Consider the following 17,973-nt stretch of genomic DNA (forward strand, 5'->3'; position numbering starts at 1 on the left):
CGGACTGCCGGGCACCTGCCCTAGGAGAGCACGTCCTTGCTGGCGAACCTGCCGTAGGCCAGGGCACCGAAGACCAGCAGGTACCCGCCCTGCAGCAGCGCGTTCTGCCCGAATTCGGCCCAGCGGATCGGGTCCCGCAGCAGGTCGGCGAAGCCGAGCCAGTGATGGCTGAACAACCACGGATGCAGCCAGTCAAGCTGCGGCAGCTGGCCCAGGATCTGCGCGGCCACGGCGAGCACCGCGATGGCGGCCATGGCGCCGACGGGTACGTCGGTCAGCGTGGAGATGAACAGGCCCACGGCGGCCAGGCCGATCAACGACACCGCCACATACAGCGCGATCAAGCCCACGCGCAGCAGCGCCGCCGGCGCGGAGACGGTGGTCCCGGAGAGCAGCGTCACCGGCCCCACGGGAAAAAGCAAGGACCCGATGCCCAGCCCGCACAGGGCGACCATGACGGTGGCCGAGAGGCAGAAGAGCGCCGCCACGGCGAACTTGACCAGCAGCAGGCGCGGGCGCGAAACCGGCGCGGTGAGCAGGTAGCGCAGCGTGCCGCTCCCGGCTTCCCCGGCAATGGTGTCCCCGGCAACCACGGCCACGGTCAGCGGCAGGAAGAGCGGGATGCACACCAGCAGGCCGGTGATGGCGACGAAAAACCCGTTCCCGGCCACCCGGTCCAGGAATGCCGGGCCGCGCCCGGTGGGCGGTCCCGAGGTCAGGCGCACCGCGACGGCGATGAGCACCGGCACCGCGCCCAGGGCCAGCAGCATCGCCCAGGTGCGGCGCCGCCGATACAGCAGGACGACTTCGTTGGCCAGCAATCCCCTATTGGACAAGGTCGAACCCCTCCCCGGTCAGCGCCACGAAGCGTTCCTCCAGGCTTGCCGGCTGGACCGTGAATCCGCGCACGCGCACCCCGGCCGCCACGAGCCCCTCGACCAGGTGCTCGGGTTCCGGGGCTTCCGGGCCCAGGACCGCGCCCACGATCCCGTCCTCCCCGCCGGGCACCGGCTCGACGTGCGGGTCCAGGCCCAGCCGGGACAGCACCGCCATGGCGACGCCCGTATCCGGAGTTGCCACCTTCACCCCGCGCCGGCCCTGGGCACGCAACTGCTCCAGCGTTCCCTGGGCCACGAGGTTCCCCACGCTCATCACCGCCACGTGGCTGCAGATCTGTTCGATCTCGGAGAGCAGGTGACTGGAGACGAACACCGTGGTCCCCTCCGTGGCCAGTGCGCTGATCAGGTGCCTGACCTCGCGGGTTCCCTGCGGGTCCAGGCCGTTGGTCGGCTCGTCGAGCACCAGCAGCTCGCGTTCGCGCAGCAACGCGTTGGCGATCCCCAGCCGCTGCTTCATGCCCAGCGAGTAGGCGTGCACCGGAAGCTTCGCGGCCTTGCCGAGCCCGACCTTTTCCAGTGCCTCCTCCACGCGGCGGGTCCGGGTGGAGCGGTCGGCGGTGGCATCGGCGCAATCGAGGCGGGTGAGGTTGGCCCTGCCGCTGAGGAAAAGGTGGAAGGCCGGGCCTTCGACCAGGGCACCCACCTTCGGCAGCACCTCGCCTGCCGCTACTGGCATGGGTTGGGAGAGCAGGGAGATGGTTCCGCTGCTGGGGGTTGCCAGGCCCAGCAGCATGCGGATGGTAGTGGTCTTGCCGGAGCCGTTGGGTCCCAGGAATCCGAAGACCGAGCCGCGCGGCACCGCCAAATCGAGGTTGTTGACCGCGCGGCGTTTCCCGAAGCTCTTGCCCAGCCCCGTGGTCTGGATGGCGAGGTCGCCGATGTCCGGCACCCCGGTCACTGGCCGTTGGCGACGGCCTGCAGCCGGGCCAGCGAGACCGGGCCAAGGACCATGCGCCCGTCATTGGTGAGCAAGACGTTGAGCAGCGAGGTGTGCAGCAGCTTGCCGCCCTCCACCGGGGTTGCCAGCTGGTTCAGCATCGCGTTCCCGGCCACCTCCTTGGGGATGTCCTTGGCCTGGACCACCACCACGGTGTCCCAACCGGTGCCCCTGATGGAATTGGGGCGTTGTATTGCTTTCTTGTGGCCGGGCTTGGCGGCATCGAATCGGTGCCCCGGTTGCTTGCCAGGCTTGGCATTGCCGGGCTTGTGGCCCAACTTTTTGCCGGGATTGGCGGCATCGGGATGGTGTCCGGGCTTGTCCTTCAGTGCCTGCGGCGGGACCTTGTGTTCGTTCACCTTGGCTCCCGCCGGCGGGGTGAACTCAAAGAGGTTGGCTGCGGGAGTGCCCGGGGTGAAGGTCGTGAATCCCACGGATACCGCGGGGGTCGGTTGTCCCACGGCGTCCACCACGATCTGTAGCGGTGTCCCGGTGGCCGCGTCGACCCCGATGCTCACCTTCGCAACCAGGGAGTCGTCGCTGCGCGGGACCAAGTCGAGGGTGTAGGCGTCGCGGTCGGCAATCCGGGGCCCGTCGGCCACGCTCATGTCGGTGCTTGGCCCCATGGCTTCCAGGATCTTGTCTGCCATGGCTCCGGGTGTCGGCGGCATCGTCGAATGCTTCGAGGCGGCCTTCTTGGGGAACCCGGGAACCACGATGTGGTCCGCGGTGTTGCTGGAGGAGTCGTAATGCCACAGCGAAGAACCATTGCGGATGAAATTCTGTTCATCCATGCCGTCGAGCACCTGGATCCGTGCCTTGTCGGGTCCGTCGACGTAGACCTGGGCCTTGTGGGTGCCGGAGAGTGCCGCGAGCATCTCCATCAGGTGCGCTTCGTCAGGAGCAGTGGTTGAATCGGGCGAGGCGGAAGCACCGGGGCCAGGGCTCGTGCCCGGGGTTGCCATCGTGCCGTTGCTTCCCAGATCCGGCAGCCGGGGAATTCCGAGGTCCAGGGTTGCACTCGTGCTTCCGGAGAAGTCGGTGACCTTGGAATCGGCAATCATCTGCAGGACCTGCTGCGGCGTCTTGGGCTCGAGCTGCACCTGCGCGTCGGCGGCGATCGAGGCCCCGATGGCGAAGGCCGCAATGACTGCGGGCGCCAGCACGGCAGGTATCCATTTCTTGAGCACAGCGGGTTTCATGATCTGCGATCCGGTTGAAGCGGCCTGGTATCTCCACGGTACGCCGCAGCCGCGGGCTTGGCGATGGCCCACGGCCTGCCTCGACCTTTAAACACGCTGTGTTCTGGCCCGGAAGCGGGCGGGGCGTGCTGTTGCCGGCCCCGCCCGCCCGCGGACTCGTCTATTCGGCGAGCAAAGCGTCGATCTGTCCCATGGCCAGGCCCATTCCTTCCTCCATGCCCATCTTGACCATTTCTTCGAGCTGCTCGGCGCTCTCGAACGAGGAAACCGTGGTCATCCTGGTGGTCCCGCCGTTTTGCTCAAGGGTCACCACGCAGCGGGTGCTGCCGAGGAATCCACTGGGCTCCCCGTCGTCCCCGGCGAACCCGTCCTCGAATTCAAAGCCGCTGGGGCCATCGACCGCGATGATCTTCCACCAGCCACGCGCCTTTTCCCCGTCGGGCCCGGTCATGTAGTACCGGGATTCCCCGCCGACAAACATCTCGTGGCGCACGAACGTGGCCGGCCAGGTGGGAGGGCCCCACCAACGTTCGAGTTGGCGCGGATCCTCCCAGATTTGCCAAACCCGATCGATGTCGGCGGCAAATTCCGCGACGAATGTCAGGGTGAGGTTCTCCGTATCCTTCTGGGTGCTGATGACACTCATGGTTTCGTTCCTTCGGGTTGGTTGGAGAGTATCTCCCCAATGCGGTTTGCCCGCTCGCGCCAGATGTCTTCGTAGGCTTCCAGCAGCCGCGCTGCACAGCGCAGTGATTCGGGATTTGCTTGCACTATCTGCTCCCGCCCGCGCCGTTGCTTGGCAACCAGCGAGGCCCGCTCGAGCACGGCCACGTGCTTTTGCACGGCCGCGAAGCTCATCACATAGCGCTTCGCCAGTTCGGAGACCGATTGTTCCCGGAGCATTGCTTGCTTGATGATGTCGCGCCGGGTTGCATCCGCCATGGCATGGAAGATGCGGTCGATCTCGGTTTCGCTCAGTTCATGTACAACCATTTGGTTGTAGGTTACTCCGCTTGGATACGCGATGCAATGGGTTTGCCGCACGACCTTCAAGCACCCCGCCGAACACCCCCACATGCGCCGCTTCACTGGACAAACCCCGAAGTCCGCCTGCCGTGACCCTACGGCCGCGTCACCGAATCTTGTCCGATTTCCCCGGCCAGCTCCATCGGCAAGCAGTGCATGGATTTCCGATGGAACGTCCCGGAGGAAAACTTCCGGATTTTTCGGCCGCCCTGCGCTCCAAAATGTCCCAGGTCTGTGTTCTACTGACACTACGGTCATATGGCCGGAGCACTACCGCCTTGGGGGCGGGGAATGGCAGAGGGGAAATGCCTAACCAATACGAGATCCTTGAAGAAACCATGCTGCTGGACAGGCCGACACACACGGCAAGCCGGGCCGAGAAGGACCTGATGTTGCGCGAGTTGAGGATTCTGGGCAGCAACGACCCGGATGAAGTACTCAGCAACGTCAGCCAGATCCTCCGGCGCCCGTTCCAATCGCTGGACTCCATCCGCTCCTGCGATGCCCACAGGGTGATTGGGCATTGCCAGCGGGTGCGCCACCGCCAGTACTAGCGCAAAACCCTGCTGCCCGCCCCGGATTCGGGACGGGCAGCAGGCAAACGGTTGCGGATCGGCGTTAGGCCTTGGCGATCGCTTCCTTCAGTGCGGCGAGGATCAGTGCGACCGAGGTCGGGTTGGCGTTCGGGCCCATGAGCCCGATGCGCCATACGGTGCTGGCGTATTTGCCCACGCCGCCGCCGATCTCGATGTTAAATCGCTCCAGCAGGTAGCTACGGACCTTGGCCGAGTCCACGCCCTCCGGGACATACACGGTGGTCAGCTGCGGAAGGCGGTGGCCCTCGGCGGCGAAGAGCGTCAGGCCCATCTCCTCAAGTCCGTCCTGCAATGCCTGGCCGGCGGCCTGGTGGCGGGCGGTGACAGCTTCAATGCCTTCGGCCAGGATCCGGTCGATGCCGGCCTCAAGCGAGGCCACCATGCCCACCGGCGCGGTGTGGTGGTAGGTGCGCCCGCCGCCGGCACCTCCGGTGGTGTATCCGCCGAGCAAGCCAAGGTCGAGGTACCAGGACTGCGGCCTCTGCACGCGGCGTTCGAACGCACGCTCGGAAATGGTGAACGGGGCCAGACCCGGGGCCACCCCGATGCACTTCTGCGTTCCGGCATAGGCGACATCCACGCCCCATTCATCCACCTTCACCGGCATCCCGCCGATCGAGGTGACGGCATCCATGATCAACAGTGCGTCGCCCTTGATGGCGCCAAGCGCGGCCATGTCGGAGATGACACCGGTGCTGGTTTCCGCGTGCACGGCGGCAATGACCGTCGGATTCGGGTGCGCATCGGCGACCCGCTGGGCGTCGACCGAGGTGCCGTACTCGTGGTCCACGCGGATGACTTCCGCGCCGGCGCGCGAAGCGACCTCGCACATGCGCTCGCCAAAGAGCCCATTGACGGCGATGACCGCAACGTCGCCGGCCTTCACGGTGTTCACGAACGAGGCCTCCATGCCGGCCGAACCGGTGGCGCTGAGTGGCAGGGTGCGGGAATTCTCGGTTCCCCACAAGGTGCGCAACCCGTCGCAGGTGCGGTCCATACGGGCAATGAATGCCGGATCAAGGTGGCCCAGCAGGGGCAGGCCAAGCGCTGCGGTGGCTTCCGGGTAGGGGTTGCACGGGCCCGGCCCGAAAAGGTGGCGAACTGGAACGATCTGGGTCATTTGATCTCTCTCTTCTCACTGCAATCGCTGGATACCTCGAAGCCAGCCTATGCCGGAAGGTCCCTGCCCGGGCGCATGTGAAGCCTTGGGCCAACGAAACCAATGCCCCTGTCGTCCAATCGTCCAAGCAACCGGGAGGACCCCTTCACAAACCTGCCTCCGACATGTGCACCAGGTGTTCATCGCGCATCAACCAAGCGTTCCCCGGGCCGCAGCCGGGGTGCGGCAGATTAAGGAATGTTTCACCATCCAAAAGAAATGGTTGACACGTCAATCATCCTGTGGCATATTTATATGCATACACATGCAATCCGGTCAGCTGCACCGGCTTCCGAGAGAAGGAATTTCCCCATGAGCTTTGAAATCATCCCCGGCACCTGGAACCTCGACACCTCGCACACCGAGGTTGGCTTCACGGTCCGCCACGCAGGCATCTCCAAGGTCCGCGGCGCATTCACCGACGTCACCGGCACCCTGACCGTGGGCGATTCGATCGATTCCTCCAAGGTCGAAGCAATCGTCAAGACCGAGTCCTTCGACTCGAACGACAACAACCGCGATGCCCACGTCAAGGGCGCGGATTTCTTCAACGTTGAGCAGTTTCCGGAAATGACCTTCGTGTCCACCGGCGTTGCAGGTTCCCCGGAAGAGTTCGAACTGCGCGGCGAACTGACCATCAAGGAAACCACCAAGCCGGTCAGCTTCAAGGTCGAGTTCGGCGGCGTGGCCGTTGACCCGTTCGGTGCCACCCGCGCAGGATTCTCCGCCACCACGCAGATCTCCCGCAAGGAATTCGGCATCACCTGGAACGCCGCCCTCGAGGCCGGGGGCGTGTTGGTTGGCGACAAGGTCACCATCAACATCGATTCCGCATTCGTGCTCGCTTCGCAGAACTAATATTCTTCTGCCTTCGTGTGGTGCCGTCCGCAGTTGCGGGCGGCACCACACGCATTTAACCTCCGCATGCGGAAGCGCCTTGAGCACCGCATGCCTCTTGCCCTACCGATTTGCCGGGCGGTACACCGCAATGATGACACCGGTCGTGGTATCCAGCGTTTCGACCCGTTCGAGGTCGGTGGCCGGCAAACCCCGGTCAAAGAAGCGGCCACCGTTCCCCCGGATCAGCGGATGGATCGGCAAGGTGTACTCGGCGACCAGTCCCTCGGCGATCAGGGAACGCAAGAGATTACCGCTGCCCATCACCAGCAGGTCCGGGCCAACCTGGCTCTTGAGCTCCGCGACGCCGTCCGCGGCATCGGGCGGCAGGAGCACGGAGTTCGCCCAGGGCCACGGCTCGGCCAGCGTCCGGGAAGCGACATGCATGGTCAGGTTGTTCAACACCGCCAGCTTGCGCTTGGCCGGCACCTTCCTTCGTCGGCTCCCGGTGCGGACCGGTGCCGGTTTCCCGGACAGAGGACGGTGAACCAGGGGTCTCCGGCATCCCGGAGTTCGAGGCCACCCCCGCGGCGGCCAAGGGAACGCGACCGGGAAACCACGGCACGGGCTTGCTCCGGAGTCGGTGGCGGTGCAACGGACGGACATAACTTTTCGGCTCCTGACCTCCGCTTGCGCCCGCGGGGTGTTGTACGTTGGGATCAGTCATGCGTTTAACGAGCAGGTCCGGTTTTGGAGGCACCAATGGGTTCATGGAACAAGACGCCCCCGGACCGCTCTGCCCATCGGCGCCCGGGGAACGACCTGGACCTGTACGACGCCAAGATCGTGACCAAGGTGTCCGGGCGCACCGCGCTGACCCGCAAGCGCCTGGCCAACGGCCGCGAGACCAGGGCCTTCCTTGACGCGGCGCTGGACCTCACCACGGAATTGTTCACGCCCGGCCTGTCCGAGCAGCTCCTGGACGCCGACGAGGAAGACGCGCGCCCGGTGATGTCCTACCTCTCGCGCCGCAAGGTCCTGGCCAAGGCACGAAGCAACTGCGGCGAGAACTTCCCGCTGAGCGAAAACATGATGCGCCACCGCTGGAGCTCGCACGGGGATTTCCTGGCGGATTTCATTTCCTACGCGCTGGCGGACAAGCACTGGAGCCTGCAGGTGGCACTCTCGCACCATGCCAAGGACTTGCTCACCAGCGACGACGACTTTTCCCGCGCCGTGCACCGGGTGGCCTACGAGGACCTCAAGCTGATCATGGAACTTCCGGCCTACCGTTTCCAGTTGCTGGCGGTGGCCACGGCCCAGTCCGACTCCGCGTCCGCAGTGGCCCTGAACCGCATGTACAAGAATCTCTCGCAGGTGTGGATGACCCTCTACACCCAGGTCTTTGAGCACTACGGATTCAGGTTCAGGCCCGGGATTGGCATGCAGGAGTTCAACATCCTGCTGCAGGCCATGGCCGAGGGCCTGGGTCTTCGGCTGCTTTCCGAGGTGGACGAGCCGGTGCTCGACCACGAGACGAAGACATCCCTGCTGGGCACCGCGGCGCTGGCACTGTTCATGGCACTCGTGGATCCCGGCGACGGCCTGTCCCTGGAACGGGCCGCCGAACTCGGGATACACCAGCGGCGCTCAACCTGACCGTCGGACCAGGGTTCCCCGGCGTCCGAGAACGCTGGTGAAGATTGATGGGGGCGGGAGCCGGCCACCCCCAAGTGGCCAGGCGCTCCCGCCCCGGCTGTGCCATTGACGCATGCGCCGCAACACAGGTGGTTCCTGATCCAGCGGGCATCCGCTACTCCCCGATTGGACACGCCAAGCCGAATTCCACGATGGGTTCGGCCTTCCCCCGGATGCGTACGCGCCGTCGGTGGAATGCTTTGCCCCATGAATGGGAACCACAACCTCAATCCAAGCAAAGAGCCGGCCGGGGTTCTACACGCATCTGGGCCAACCCACGCGGGGGCACCCAGCCGGGTCCCGCGGCGGGACGTGGCCGCGCCGCCGCAGGTCCGCTACTTCTGCGCCAGCAGGCGTGCCACGCGCGGCTTGACCTCGGTGGCCAGCAGCGTGATCGATTCGAGCAGCTGTTCCTGCGGGATGCCGCCGATGTCCATCTGCAGGAAGTGGCGCATGTGGCCCAGGTGTCCGTGCAGGTGGGCGATGCGCTCGGCGACCTCGTCCGGGGAGCCGACGTAGTAGGCACCCGGGGCGTCGGCCTGCGCCAGGTAGGCCCGCTTGTCCGGTGCCGGCCAGCCGCGCAGCCGGCCCATTTCCACGTTGAGGTTGTGCCAGCCCGGGTAGAAGCGCTCCAGCGCTTCCTTCTTGGTCGGCGCCACGAAGCCCAGCGCTCCGACTGAGACCTTCAGGGTTTCGGGAGCGTGGCCCGCGGCGGCGCCGGAGCGGCGGTAGAGCTCGGCCAGCGGGGCAAAGCGGTGCGGTGCCCCGCCGATGATGCCGTAGGACACCGGCAGGCCCAGCTGGCCGGCACGGGCCGAGGAGCTGGCGTTGCCGCCGGTGGCCAGCCAGATCGGCAGCTTGCCGGAGGCCGGGCGCGGCACCACGGCCAGGTCCTCGAGCGCGGGGCGCACGGTGCCGGACCAGGTGACGTTCTCGCTGGTCGCGTTGTTGATGGTCATGAGCAGGTCGAGCTTTTCGGCGTAGAGCTCGTCGTATTCCTCCAGGCTGTGACCGAAGAGCGGGAAGGTTTCCACGGAGGAGCCGCGCCCGGCGGTGATTTCCACCCGACCCCCGCCGGAAATTGCGTCGGCAATGGCGAATTGCTGGAAGATGCGCACCGGGTCGTCGGTGCCGATGATGCTTGCGGCACTGCCCAGGGTGATCTGCCCGGTGGCTGCCGCCGCGGCGGCGATCATGGCACCGGGCGAGGAGGCGGGCATCGTTGCGGTGTGGTGCTCGCCGACCCCGAAGTAGTCCAGGCCCTGCGCGTCGGCGTGTTTGATGGCTTCGAAGAGGTTCGCGATGGCCTCGGTCGTGGAACGCAGGGATCCGTCGGAATTGCGTTGGGTGTCGCCAAAGCTGTAGGCACCGATTTCCATGTGGGTTCGTCTCTTTCGTTGAAGGTTTCGGGAAGCGTGTCAGGCGGCGACGAGGCTGGTGTGCAGCTTCACCGATAGTTCATCGGCGTTGAAGCGGCCGTTGAAGACATCCGTGCCCGGCTCGAAGGCCCTGCCGGATGCAAGATCCCCGGCGTCCACGGAGTCGAAGCCGAGCGCGTCGATGAAGGCGGAAACCTGTTCCTTGGCCGCCGCGTCGTTGGAGGCAATGGCCAGGGCTCGGCGGTCGGCGGTGCCGGGCGCCGCGGAGTCTGGTTCCATCTCGTGGTAACCGATGTGGTTGAAGGACTTTACGACCCGCGAGGCCGACAAATGTGCGGCGACGACCTCGGATGAGGAACGGTCGTCGGCCTCGAAGTCGGCAATGTCTCCGTCGGTGACGGACCAGTAGTTCATGGCGTCAACCACGACCCGGCCGGCGAGCGCGTCGGCGTTGACGGACTTGTACTTGTGCAGCGGAACGGCCACAACCACCAGGTCGGATCCGGCGGCCTCGGCCGCATCGACGGCCTCGGCGCCCGGGGTCACGATCTCGATAATCAAGGCGTTCTCGGCCGCCGGCTTGGAGGTGGCGATCTTCACGCGGTACCCGGCGGCGACGGCCAGGCGTGCGATGGCCGTTCCCACGCGGCCCGCACCCAGGATGCCGATGGTGCCGCGGGAGGCGGTGAGCTCTTGTTCGCCGATGTCCATGTGTCCTACTCTCCGAAATATATGCTGTTACACAGACTATATTCCGAACAGATCATCTGTGCAACTCCACATATTCGGGTATGATGGGTGCCATGGCTACCACTGCACACGCACCCCTTTCACTGGACAAGCCTTTGCCGGGATTCATCCCAGGCGATCTCGCGTGGCACCTCGGCATGATCCTGCGTGGCCACCAGACCCATTTTGCGCAGGCCGTGGAGGAAATGCCCTGCTCGGTGCGCGGATACCAGATGCTCTCCACCGTCGTCCACCACGATCCGGCCAACCAGCAGGCCCTGGGCGCGCACCTGGGCATCGACCGCACGGTGCTGACCTACCTCATTGACGATCTGGTCGAGGCCGGGCTCGTCGAACGCGTGCCCGCGCCCACGGACCGCCGGGCCCGGAAAATCGTTGCCACCCGGCAGGGAACAGAGCTGCTGACCCGGCTCGAATCGCGCGTCGCCGCCGCAGAGCAGACCCTGCTTGCCGGACTCGATGCCGCGGAGAGCACGCAGCTCGCGGGCCTGGTCTCCAAGCTCTCCATGGCCATCCATCGCGCGCAGCCGGGCGCGAATCCCTGCGAGGCCATGGACCACCTCGGGTAGTCCCCCTGGGCACAGCCGGCTGCCACACCCATGGCTCCGGTCACGATGGACGTTCCACGAGGCACCAACGCCATAGACTCGTTCCATGAACGCAGGCGACATTACATTCCACACCCGCAAATGGGTCCGCCCCGAAGACCTCAACGCCAATGGCACGCTCTTCGGAGGCAGCCTGCTGCGCTGGATCGACGAGGAAGCGGCGATCTACGCCATCGTCCAGCTGGGCAACGGCTTTGCCGTCACCAAATACATGTCCGAGATCAACTTTGTCTCCTCCGCGCAGCAGGGCGACCTCATCGAGATGGGCCTGACCGCCACCCACTTCGGGCGCACCTCGCTGACCATGCGTGCCGAGGTCCGCAACATGATCACCCGCCAGTCCATCCTGACCATCGAGAAGATCGTGTTCGTGAACATGGGCCCGGACGGAATCCCCGCTCCGCATGGTTACTCGGAGATCACCTATGATCGCGACCGCATCCCCGGCGAGCACCTGAAGATCAAGCAGCCCGACGAAAGCTAGCCTTCCCCTGGCGGGGCCGCTATCCGTCCATCAGGAAGTGCCAGCCGAACCACCAGCAGAACAGCACCAACGTCAGCCGGGCGGCCCGGTTTTCCCACAGCATCCCCGTGATTTCCGAGAGCGGAACCCAGGAATCGGGCCACCGCCGCGGCAGCAGGAAGAGCACAAGGCCCAGCACCGGAACGAGCAGGTAGCCGGTGATCGCGATGCCGCGGGTCATGGCTCGCCCACCCTTTCCTTGCCGCGGCGCGCACGCAGCACCAGCGCACAGGCAACCAGCCAGGTCACCGTCGCCAGCCAGCGGGTGAACGGCTGCTGGAAGGACGGCTCCACCAAGTCGGTCAGCGGCGGATACGTCCTGGCCCCCTGCGGGTGGTAGTGGTCGCTGAAGAACATTCCCAGCTCCCAGGCGCACAGGTACAGGATGAGAAGCGACCAGGCCAGGGAAGTCCGCCGCACCGCCTTTCGGCGGGCGTGGTCCGGCGTCAATCGGCGGGCCGGCTGCCGCCACCCCAGCAACACCATCAACGCACCAAGTGCCAGCAGCACGGTCGCCAGCCCGTCACCCAGCGGCAACATGGCCAAGGCCGTGCCCAGCACCACCACGGCCATCCACAGCCATGGACCGGTCGCCGTCAACGCCGGCCACTGCCGCAGACCGGACCGTTCGGGCTCCTTGCGGCCATGACGCTCCGAGAAGAAGACGATGGCCGCGAGCGCCAGGTAGGCGGCCCCGTCGACGGGCGCGCCGCGACCCAGGTGAAATCCACCGGCCAGGACGAGGACGGCCAACGACCCGGTGGTGAGTCTGCTTTGCAAGACTGATCCAAGGCTCTCGGCCCGCGAATCCTGTGCCATGCCCCCAGTCCATCACCGCGCTCCTCCAACAAACAGGGACTTTAGGCCGGGAGCACTCGCGACACGCATGGGCAACTGGCAGACCACGTGCAATCGACGGTTACGATGATCCCAACCATCACCCAGCTGCAGGGGACACCGCAATGATTCGATTGACGAAGACGGCCATCTTGTTCGTTGCCGGCGCCCTCGCGCTCAGTGGCTGTGCTCTGCTCGGAGCAAGCGAGGCCCCGCGCGACGAGTCCGGGGCCATCGACAAGAAAGCCGACGCCGATGCCTTCTCCATCCGCGTCGGCGACTGCATCAACGATCCGGGTGAGGGCAACATCGACCGCGTCCCGGTGGTCCCCTGCGCGGAACCGCACGAACTCGAGGTCTTCCACGAATTCAGCATCCAGACTGCAGATTATCCCGAGACTGCGGAGGCCATGGACGACCTGACGTTTGAGCAGTGCGACCCCGCATTCAGGTCCTTCGTGGGGCGCTCGTACGAGGAATCCCGCCTGGACTACACCTCGATGCAGCCCACCAAAAGCAGCTGGGCCGAGGGCGACAGGCTCGTGCATTGCCTGGTCACGGATCCCGACAGCCCCAAGATCACGGGCTCCTTGGCCGGTGCCAACCAATAATCCCGGCTACGACGCCTTCGTTGCCTGCCGGAAGACTCCCCCGCCCCACTGGACCCCGCTTCGCATGAGCCACAGTTCGCATGGTTTGATGGTGCCCAGCCGGACCTTGTGGCACTGCGGGACGTAGGTGTCGTCAATGCTTCCGTCTTCCGCGTGCGGCCAGAGCCCGTCGTTGATCCGGAAAACGTTGGCCAGGACCTCGCAGTCGCAGTAGCCGCCGAGCGCCGGGAATTTCCGTTCCATCGCCGTGGCACGGGGCGCGCGCAGGTCCCGGTACGTGGTGCACCACTTCAGTCCGTTGCACCCGTGGTCGAGCATGCGATTGACGTAGCAGGCCAGGCATTCGTAGCGCGGAGGCAGCAGCCTCTTTACGACCTTGAGTGCGTCCTCAAGTTCCGTGACCGTGTATTGCTCCATGGTGGACTCCTTGGATCTGTGGAGTCTTCAGCATGGACACTGGATGCTGTCGCCGGGCCGGCATGCGCCCCTGCTGTGCACAAGCGGAACCGATTTGGGCCAACCACAGCTGTGCGGAGAAGCGGCGCTTTGCCGCAAGGAATCAGGCGTTCGCCTGGAACCGCACGATTCGCTCGATGGCCGCGGTGACGGCCTCGTACCCGGCGGCGAAGCTCAGGCGCACGTGGGTGTTCCCGTTGACCCGGTCAAAGTCATTGCCCGGCACGATCGCAACGCCCTCGGCTTCGAGCAAAGCGGTGCAATACGCTGCAGCATTCGCGTGGTTTCCAAGCTTGTCGCCCAGATCCGCATACAGGTAGAAGGCTCCGTCGGCCGGTGCGCATTCGCCCCATCCCAGGCGTCCGATCGAATCCAGGACCGTCTTGCGGGTCCGCGCGAACTCGGCCACCCGGGCTTCGCCCTCTGCGTAGGAGGCCTCGGTGAAGGCCTCGAGCGCGGCGTATTGGGCCGGCGCCGGAGGGCAGAGCGCCACATTGCCGGCCAACGCATCAACGGTGGGCAGCATGTCGTCGGGCACCAGCGCCCAGCCCAGACGCCAGCCGGTCATTCCCCAGTACTTGGAAAAGCTCGAAATCACGACCGTGTCGGTGTTCATTTCCCAGGCGCTGACCGAGCGGCGGGCTTCGGTGCCCGGCTCCGGGAAGTCGATGCCGTGGTAGATCTCGTCGCTGATCAGCCGGACCCCGCGTTCCTTGCACCAACCGGTGAGGGCAGCCAATTCGTCTCCGGAGACCATGGTGCCCGTCGGGTTCGCCGGCGAGGCCAGCATCAGGCCATCGAGCTGCCCGTGCTGCTGCCAGGCCGCTTCAAGCAGTTCCACGGTGGGCTGGTAGCGGGACTTCTGCCCAGCATCTAGCTCGATGACATCGATGCCCAATGTGCGCAGGATGTTCGCGTAGGCGGGGTAGCCGGGACGCGCCAACGCGACCTTGTCGCCGGCGTTGAACGCGGAAAGGAACATCAGCAAGAAGGCGCCGGAACTGCCGGTGGTAACCGCGACGTTGTCCGCCGAAACGTCGATGTTGTACCAACGCTTGTAGTGCTTGGCGACCGCTTCGCGCAGGTCCCTGATGCCCAGGGCCGGGGTGTAGGTCATCGGGGTGCCGGCGGCGTGGATCTGGGCTGCGCGCTGCGAAACGGCGCTCGGTGCGCCATCGCCAGGCTCGCCTGCGCACAAGGAGATGACATCCCGGCCCTCGGCCCGCAACTGGGCTACCCGATCCAGGATATTCATGACCTCAAACGCCGGAACCTTGGCCCGGTCCGCGACCTTCAAATTGCGCTGCACTCTTCCTCCAGTGAACTTGTGCGTTCCTACTCTCCCCAAGGGTGTCACAAACGGCACCGGGACAGACCGAAGGCCTCACCCGCAACACATGCGGGTGAGGCCTACGAACCTTGGACACGCCGGTGCTTACACCTGGGCGCCTGCAGCGATGTCCTTCTTGACCGCTTCCATGTCCAGTCCCTGCACCTGGCCGATGAGGTCTTCAAGAGCCTCTGCGGGCAGTGCGCCGGGCTGGGAAAACACGAGGATCCCGTCGCGGAACGCCATCAGTGTGGGGATGGAGGTGATGTTTGCGGCTGCCGCCAGCTGCTGCTCGGCTTCGGTGTCGATCTTGCCGAAGGTGATGTCGGGGTACTTCTCGCTGGCTGCTTCGAAGACCGGGGCGAAGTTGAGACACGGACCGCACCATGCGGCCCAAAAGTCGACAAAGACCGTACCGCTGCCCGAGATGGTGGATTCAAAATTTGCTGCGGTGAGTTCTACGGAAGCCATGCGTGCTTCTTCCCTTCGAGATGTTGCGTTTGCCGCGGATACCGGGAGCACCCGCAAATGGCACAACCATACCCGCAGGGGTAATATTCCTATGAGTTCGTAAACGCTTATCTCCCAAGGAGTCAAACATGTGCAAGAAAATCACCTGCGTAGCCTGCGCCAAGCCGACCTGGGAAGGCTGCGGCGAGCACATCGAGGATGCACTCGGTGACGTTGCTGTGGCTGATCGCTGCGGCTGCAAATAATCGCTTTTTGACGTGAGCACCGGCGATTGCTTGGCCCACCGTTTTCTATTGGACTACGACAAGCATTGGAATCCGCCGAGAAGCCCGAGTAGCGCCCCCGTGTACCGGACCGACTGCGGTGTGCTCGGCATAGAACGCCACTGAGTTCCAGGGTAAACAACGCTGACCTTCACGGAATACTCGGCAGGCGGGGACAGCAAGTTCAAGACCAAGCCAAGCAGACTGTCGAGAAGTCCCGGAACAACAGTTATCTGTCGCTCGGTTTGGAGTGGCAGAGTCCCTGCTGCCCCTCCCACCTTCTGCATGACAATTTCATATTTCGCACCGGGCTGCAACGACGCACTCGTGTTCCAAGAAACATGTGCCTTATCGGTCCCGAGTAGACCGCCCGCCTGGGTTTGACAGGCAAGTGAGTTGGGAGCAGGTAAGGTCCCGGCAGAGAAGTGTGCCTGAGCTACCTCTGCGTCCATCCACGCTGCCTCTGTCACTAAGGGTTGCACCAAGGAAGCAACAAGTCCGGAGGAGACGACAAAGACCGCGCAGATGGTCAAGGCAACTCGCCGCCTTTTCCTATCCCGGTGCGAGGCCATGCGATTCAGCATCCTCGGCTCCTCCGCTTTTTGGCGAAGACGGCCAAAACGAGACCGAATACTATTGCGCCCACCGCTGCCAGCAAGGGCACTATCGGGTTTGCGCCAGTTGGGGGCAAGGTACCGATCGGCCGAGGGGACGAAGCGACTTCGTCTCCTGAGCCCGACGCGTGCACCTGCAGGCGCACCAACTCGTCGCCGGCATCTGCCGGGCCGTCCATCGGCAGCCACAGATCAAATAGCAACCAGCGCTCCTCTTCCGCGGTCATGGCCGTGAGCTGACGCTTCATTCCGTCGACTGCAACCAGACCAGACGTTTGGACCTCGATGACGTTACCGCCGCAATTGCCCTTGACCCACCGCTGGTCGCAGGATCGAATATCCGTCTTCAGCCCCATACGTGCGTTCCCAGCACCCAGCAACTCGATCTTGACTTCCCCGGATGCTCTCTGCGTAGTTGTAACGCCGACCTGCCATTGCACGGGGTCACCGGGAGCCAGCTGAGCCATGGCCGTTTCATCACCGATCGAGATGATTGTCAGTTGCCCGCTGCTGGAGGCGACTTCTGTGACCGTCGGGGCGGCGCCGGCCAAAGCCAGGTCGAGGACAATGGGAGCGATCAACACGATCAGCCCAAGCTGCGAGAAATTGTTTGGTGGTTCCCGTCGGGGAATAGGATCTTCTTGCAAATCGGTGTCGTCCTCCGACGGATCCCGTGGCCAGAAAGCCCATGTGACCAATGTCGAGGCGCCGATCGTGAGGACGGCCATTACCCACGGATTCGATAACCAAATGACACCGTATGCCAGATTGGGTACCGAAGCGAGGACAAGCCGAACAGTGTTGACGGTGTAGGGGAATGGGTCTTCGGCCTCGTTGGCGTCGCCCTTCATGGTGATGATCCGCTCGGTACTCAATGGCACCTCGGCTACGGACGTCACCCGATGCGTGATGGGCAGAGCAGCCGGGCGATCCACCGTCACTACGTCTCCGACTTTAATCTCGGTCGCCGGGATTTCCCGAACCACGGATAGGGAACCCGCCGGAATCGTGGGACTCATGGAACCGGTCTTGAACATTATCAGGGTGATGTTGAATATGAAGGCCAAAGCGACAAATGCCAAGCAGATGACTCCACCCAATGCGGCCAGGTTCAACGCAGCACCACCTATGAACTGCCCGACGCCCTTGACCCGTCTGCCCACGTCAGGTTCCTGCGGGATCGGTGGTCGCCTGGAACGTCCACTGTCCGTCGAGCGCGGTGCCTTGGGCCTCGTTAGGTGCATTCGGGGGCAAAGAAACTGCGAAACAGTAGTTGACGGGCGATGTCCCTGCCGCTGGCAACGTGGCTTTTGTGGCGGCACCCGACGTCAGCTTCGACTTCAGACCGACCACCGCTGTCCCCTCGGCGAACGCACCTGCGTTGCATGTCGTGCCCGCGATCTTGGCGACACCATATTCAAGGTACGCACCCAGCCCGTTTTCATTGCCCGAATGGCCCGTTAGTTGGATGGAGCCACCAACACTCTCACTTTTAGTCTTAACGGAGTACAACGCGTAGACCGTTGCACCGGGGACCATGGAATTCGCAGTCAGCGTGAAAGCCAATGGTGCTCCGGGCGCGCTTGGATGATCACTGTAGTCCGTGCCGTTCGTGCTGCCGATGATGGAAAAGGTCCCTGCTTTGAACTCACCCGACGCGTGTTCCTTGTCGGTCCATGCGGCCAGCGTCGCCGTAACACCGAGGCCAAGGACAAGCCCGCCCGCGAGAACTGCTCGCAGGCGGGTAAAACGGGAGCCTTCTCCCTGCACTAGATGC

The 17,973-nt window shown here is 64.5% G+C and carries 23 protein-coding genes; 7 read left to right on the top strand and 16 right to left on the bottom strand.

The window, feature by feature from the left end; all coding sequences use genetic code 11:
• Positions 1-20: 20 nt before the first annotated feature.
• The 5 genes from BLJ79_RS07955 to BLJ79_RS07975 all read right to left on the bottom strand — a co-directional run bounded on the left by BLJ79_RS07955 (position 21) and on the right by BLJ79_RS07975 (position 4,031).
• Positions 21-836, bottom strand: a complete 816-nt coding sequence (locus BLJ79_RS07955; RefSeq protein ID WP_286135307.1) for an ABC transporter permease — start codon at positions 834-836, stop codon at positions 21-23.
• Positions 826-1,797: an ABC transporter ATP-binding protein gene (locus BLJ79_RS07960; RefSeq protein ID WP_071214174.1), complete on the bottom strand. Its 972-nt coding sequence runs from the start codon at positions 1,795-1,797 to the stop codon at positions 826-828. Before BLJ79_RS07960 ends, BLJ79_RS07955 begins: the two co-directional genes overlap by 11 nt.
• Positions 1,794-3,038 (bottom strand): LolA family protein, encoded by a 1,245-nt coding sequence (locus BLJ79_RS07965; protein WP_139194776.1) that lies wholly within the window; start codon positions 3,036-3,038, stop codon positions 1,794-1,796. The genes BLJ79_RS07960 and BLJ79_RS07965 overlap by 4 nt, the downstream gene beginning before the upstream one ends.
• A 160-nt stretch (positions 3,039-3,198) precedes the next feature.
• On the bottom strand, positions 3,199-3,684 hold the full coding sequence (locus tag BLJ79_RS07970; protein ID WP_071214176.1) for an SRPBCC family protein: 486 nt from the start codon (positions 3,682-3,684) through the stop codon (positions 3,199-3,201).
• Complete coding sequence (locus tag BLJ79_RS07975; protein ID WP_071214177.1) at positions 3,681-4,031, bottom strand: ArsR/SmtB family transcription factor; 351 nt, start codon at positions 4,029-4,031, stop codon at positions 3,681-3,683. Before BLJ79_RS07975 ends, BLJ79_RS07970 begins: the two co-directional genes overlap by 4 nt.
• A 338-nt stretch (positions 4,032-4,369) precedes the next feature.
• On the opposite strand from BLJ79_RS07975, the gene BLJ79_RS07980 reads away from it, so the two are divergent.
• Complete coding sequence (locus BLJ79_RS07980) at positions 4,370-4,618, top strand: hypothetical protein (protein ID WP_071214178.1); 249 nt, start codon at positions 4,370-4,372, stop codon at positions 4,616-4,618.
• A gap of 64 nt (positions 4,619-4,682) precedes the next feature.
• On the opposite strand, the gene BLJ79_RS07985 is transcribed toward BLJ79_RS07980, so the two are convergent.
• Positions 4,683-5,780 carry a pyridoxal-phosphate-dependent aminotransferase family protein gene (locus tag BLJ79_RS07985; RefSeq protein ID WP_071214179.1) on the bottom strand — a complete coding sequence of 366 codons (1,098 nt, stop codon included), beginning with the start codon at positions 5,778-5,780 and terminating at the stop codon, positions 4,683-4,685.
• A gap of 351 nt (positions 5,781-6,131) precedes the next feature.
• Here BLJ79_RS07985 and BLJ79_RS07990 point away from each other — a divergent pair, with 351 nt between their 5' ends.
• Complete coding sequence (locus BLJ79_RS07990) at positions 6,132-6,677, top strand: YceI family protein (protein ID WP_071214180.1); 546 nt, start codon at positions 6,132-6,134, stop codon at positions 6,675-6,677.
• Between the two features lie 102 nt (positions 6,678-6,779).
• Here BLJ79_RS07990 and BLJ79_RS07995 read toward each other — a convergent pair whose 3' ends face one another.
• Positions 6,780-7,145: a dihydrofolate reductase family protein gene (locus BLJ79_RS07995; RefSeq protein ID WP_071214181.1), complete on the bottom strand. Its 366-nt coding sequence runs from the start codon at positions 7,143-7,145 to the stop codon at positions 6,780-6,782.
• Between the two features lie 273 nt (positions 7,146-7,418).
• Here BLJ79_RS07995 and BLJ79_RS08000 point away from each other — a divergent pair, with 273 nt between their 5' ends.
• Positions 7,419-8,315 carry a hypothetical protein gene (locus tag BLJ79_RS08000; protein ID WP_175475421.1) on the top strand — a complete coding sequence of 299 codons (897 nt, stop codon included), beginning with the start codon at positions 7,419-7,421 and terminating at the stop codon, positions 8,313-8,315.
• A 374-nt stretch (positions 8,316-8,689) separates the two neighbouring features.
• Here BLJ79_RS08000 and BLJ79_RS08005 read toward each other — a convergent pair whose 3' ends face one another.
• Together BLJ79_RS08005 and BLJ79_RS08010 are read right to left on the bottom strand one after the other, a co-directional pair.
• Positions 8,690-9,733 carry an LLM class flavin-dependent oxidoreductase gene (locus BLJ79_RS08005; protein WP_071214182.1) on the bottom strand — a complete coding sequence of 348 codons (1,044 nt, stop codon included), beginning with the start codon at positions 9,731-9,733 and terminating at the stop codon, positions 8,690-8,692.
• 39 nt (positions 9,734-9,772) lie between these two features.
• Entirely contained in the window at positions 9,773-10,444 is a 672-nt protein-coding gene (locus BLJ79_RS08010) for an NADPH-dependent F420 reductase (protein ID WP_071214183.1), read from the bottom strand.
• A 92-nt stretch (positions 10,445-10,536) separates the two neighbouring features.
• Between BLJ79_RS08010 and BLJ79_RS08015 the strand changes: the two genes are divergently transcribed.
• Entirely contained in the window at positions 10,537-11,052 is a 516-nt protein-coding gene (locus BLJ79_RS08015; protein ID WP_071214184.1) for a MarR family winged helix-turn-helix transcriptional regulator, read from the top strand.
• Between the two features lie 85 nt (positions 11,053-11,137).
• The gene (locus BLJ79_RS08020; RefSeq protein ID WP_083411102.1) at positions 11,138-11,575 is read left to right on the top strand and encodes an acyl-CoA thioesterase; all 438 of its coding nucleotides are present in this window, start codon (positions 11,138-11,140) and stop codon (positions 11,573-11,575) included.
• Between the two features lie 19 nt (positions 11,576-11,594).
• Here BLJ79_RS08020 and BLJ79_RS08025 read toward each other — a convergent pair whose 3' ends face one another.
• On the bottom strand, positions 11,595-11,795 hold the full coding sequence (locus tag BLJ79_RS08025) for a DUF6186 family protein (RefSeq protein ID WP_071214185.1): 201 nt from the start codon (positions 11,793-11,795) through the stop codon (positions 11,595-11,597).
• Entirely contained in the window at positions 11,792-12,433 is a 642-nt protein-coding gene (locus BLJ79_RS08030) for a hypothetical protein (RefSeq protein ID WP_071214186.1), read from the bottom strand. The genes BLJ79_RS08025 and BLJ79_RS08030 overlap by 4 nt, the downstream gene beginning before the upstream one ends.
• A gap of 143 nt (positions 12,434-12,576) precedes the next feature.
• Between BLJ79_RS08030 and BLJ79_RS08035 the strand changes: the two genes are divergently transcribed.
• Positions 12,577-13,062: a septum formation family protein gene (locus BLJ79_RS08035; protein WP_071214187.1), complete on the top strand. Its 486-nt coding sequence runs from the start codon at positions 12,577-12,579 to the stop codon at positions 13,060-13,062.
• A 6-nt stretch (positions 13,063-13,068) separates the two neighbouring features.
• On the opposite strand, the gene BLJ79_RS08040 is transcribed toward BLJ79_RS08035, so the two are convergent.
• The 3 genes from BLJ79_RS08040 to trxA all read right to left on the bottom strand — a co-directional run bounded on the left by BLJ79_RS08040 (position 13,069) and on the right by trxA (position 15,319).
• Positions 13,069-13,479 carry a DUF2695 domain-containing protein gene (locus BLJ79_RS08040; protein WP_071214188.1) on the bottom strand — a complete coding sequence of 137 codons (411 nt, stop codon included), beginning with the start codon at positions 13,477-13,479 and terminating at the stop codon, positions 13,069-13,071.
• A 142-nt stretch (positions 13,480-13,621) separates the two neighbouring features.
• Entirely contained in the window at positions 13,622-14,827 is a 1,206-nt protein-coding gene (locus tag BLJ79_RS08045; RefSeq protein ID WP_071214189.1) for a pyridoxal phosphate-dependent aminotransferase, read from the bottom strand.
• A 126-nt stretch (positions 14,828-14,953) separates the two neighbouring features.
• Entirely contained in the window at positions 14,954-15,319 is a 366-nt protein-coding gene (trxA, locus tag BLJ79_RS08050) for a thioredoxin (RefSeq protein WP_071214190.1), read from the bottom strand.
• Positions 15,320-15,447: 128 nt separating this feature from the next.
• On the opposite strand from trxA, the gene BLJ79_RS24035 reads away from it, so the two are divergent.
• Positions 15,448-15,564 (top strand): DUF8730 family Cys-rich protein, encoded by a 117-nt coding sequence (locus BLJ79_RS24035; protein WP_498681093.1) that lies wholly within the window; start codon positions 15,448-15,450, stop codon positions 15,562-15,564.
• Positions 15,565-16,159: 595 nt separating this feature from the next.
• On the opposite strand, the gene BLJ79_RS08055 is transcribed toward BLJ79_RS24035, so the two are convergent.
• Positions 16,160-17,359, bottom strand: coding sequence for a signal peptidase I (locus tag BLJ79_RS08055; protein ID WP_071214191.1), 1,200 nt, complete (start codon positions 17,357-17,359; stop codon positions 16,160-16,162).
• A gap of 1 nt (position 17,360) precedes the next feature.
• A complete protein-coding gene (locus BLJ79_RS08060; protein ID WP_286135308.1) occupies positions 17,361-17,966 on the bottom strand; it encodes a SipW-dependent-type signal peptide-containing protein in 606 nt (201 codons plus the stop codon).
• Positions 17,967-17,973: the final 7 nt, after the last annotated feature.

It is taken from the genome of Arthrobacter sp. UCD-GKA, assembly GCF_001863355.1.
Lineage (GTDB): Bacteria > Actinomycetota > Actinomycetes > Actinomycetales > Micrococcaceae > Paeniglutamicibacter.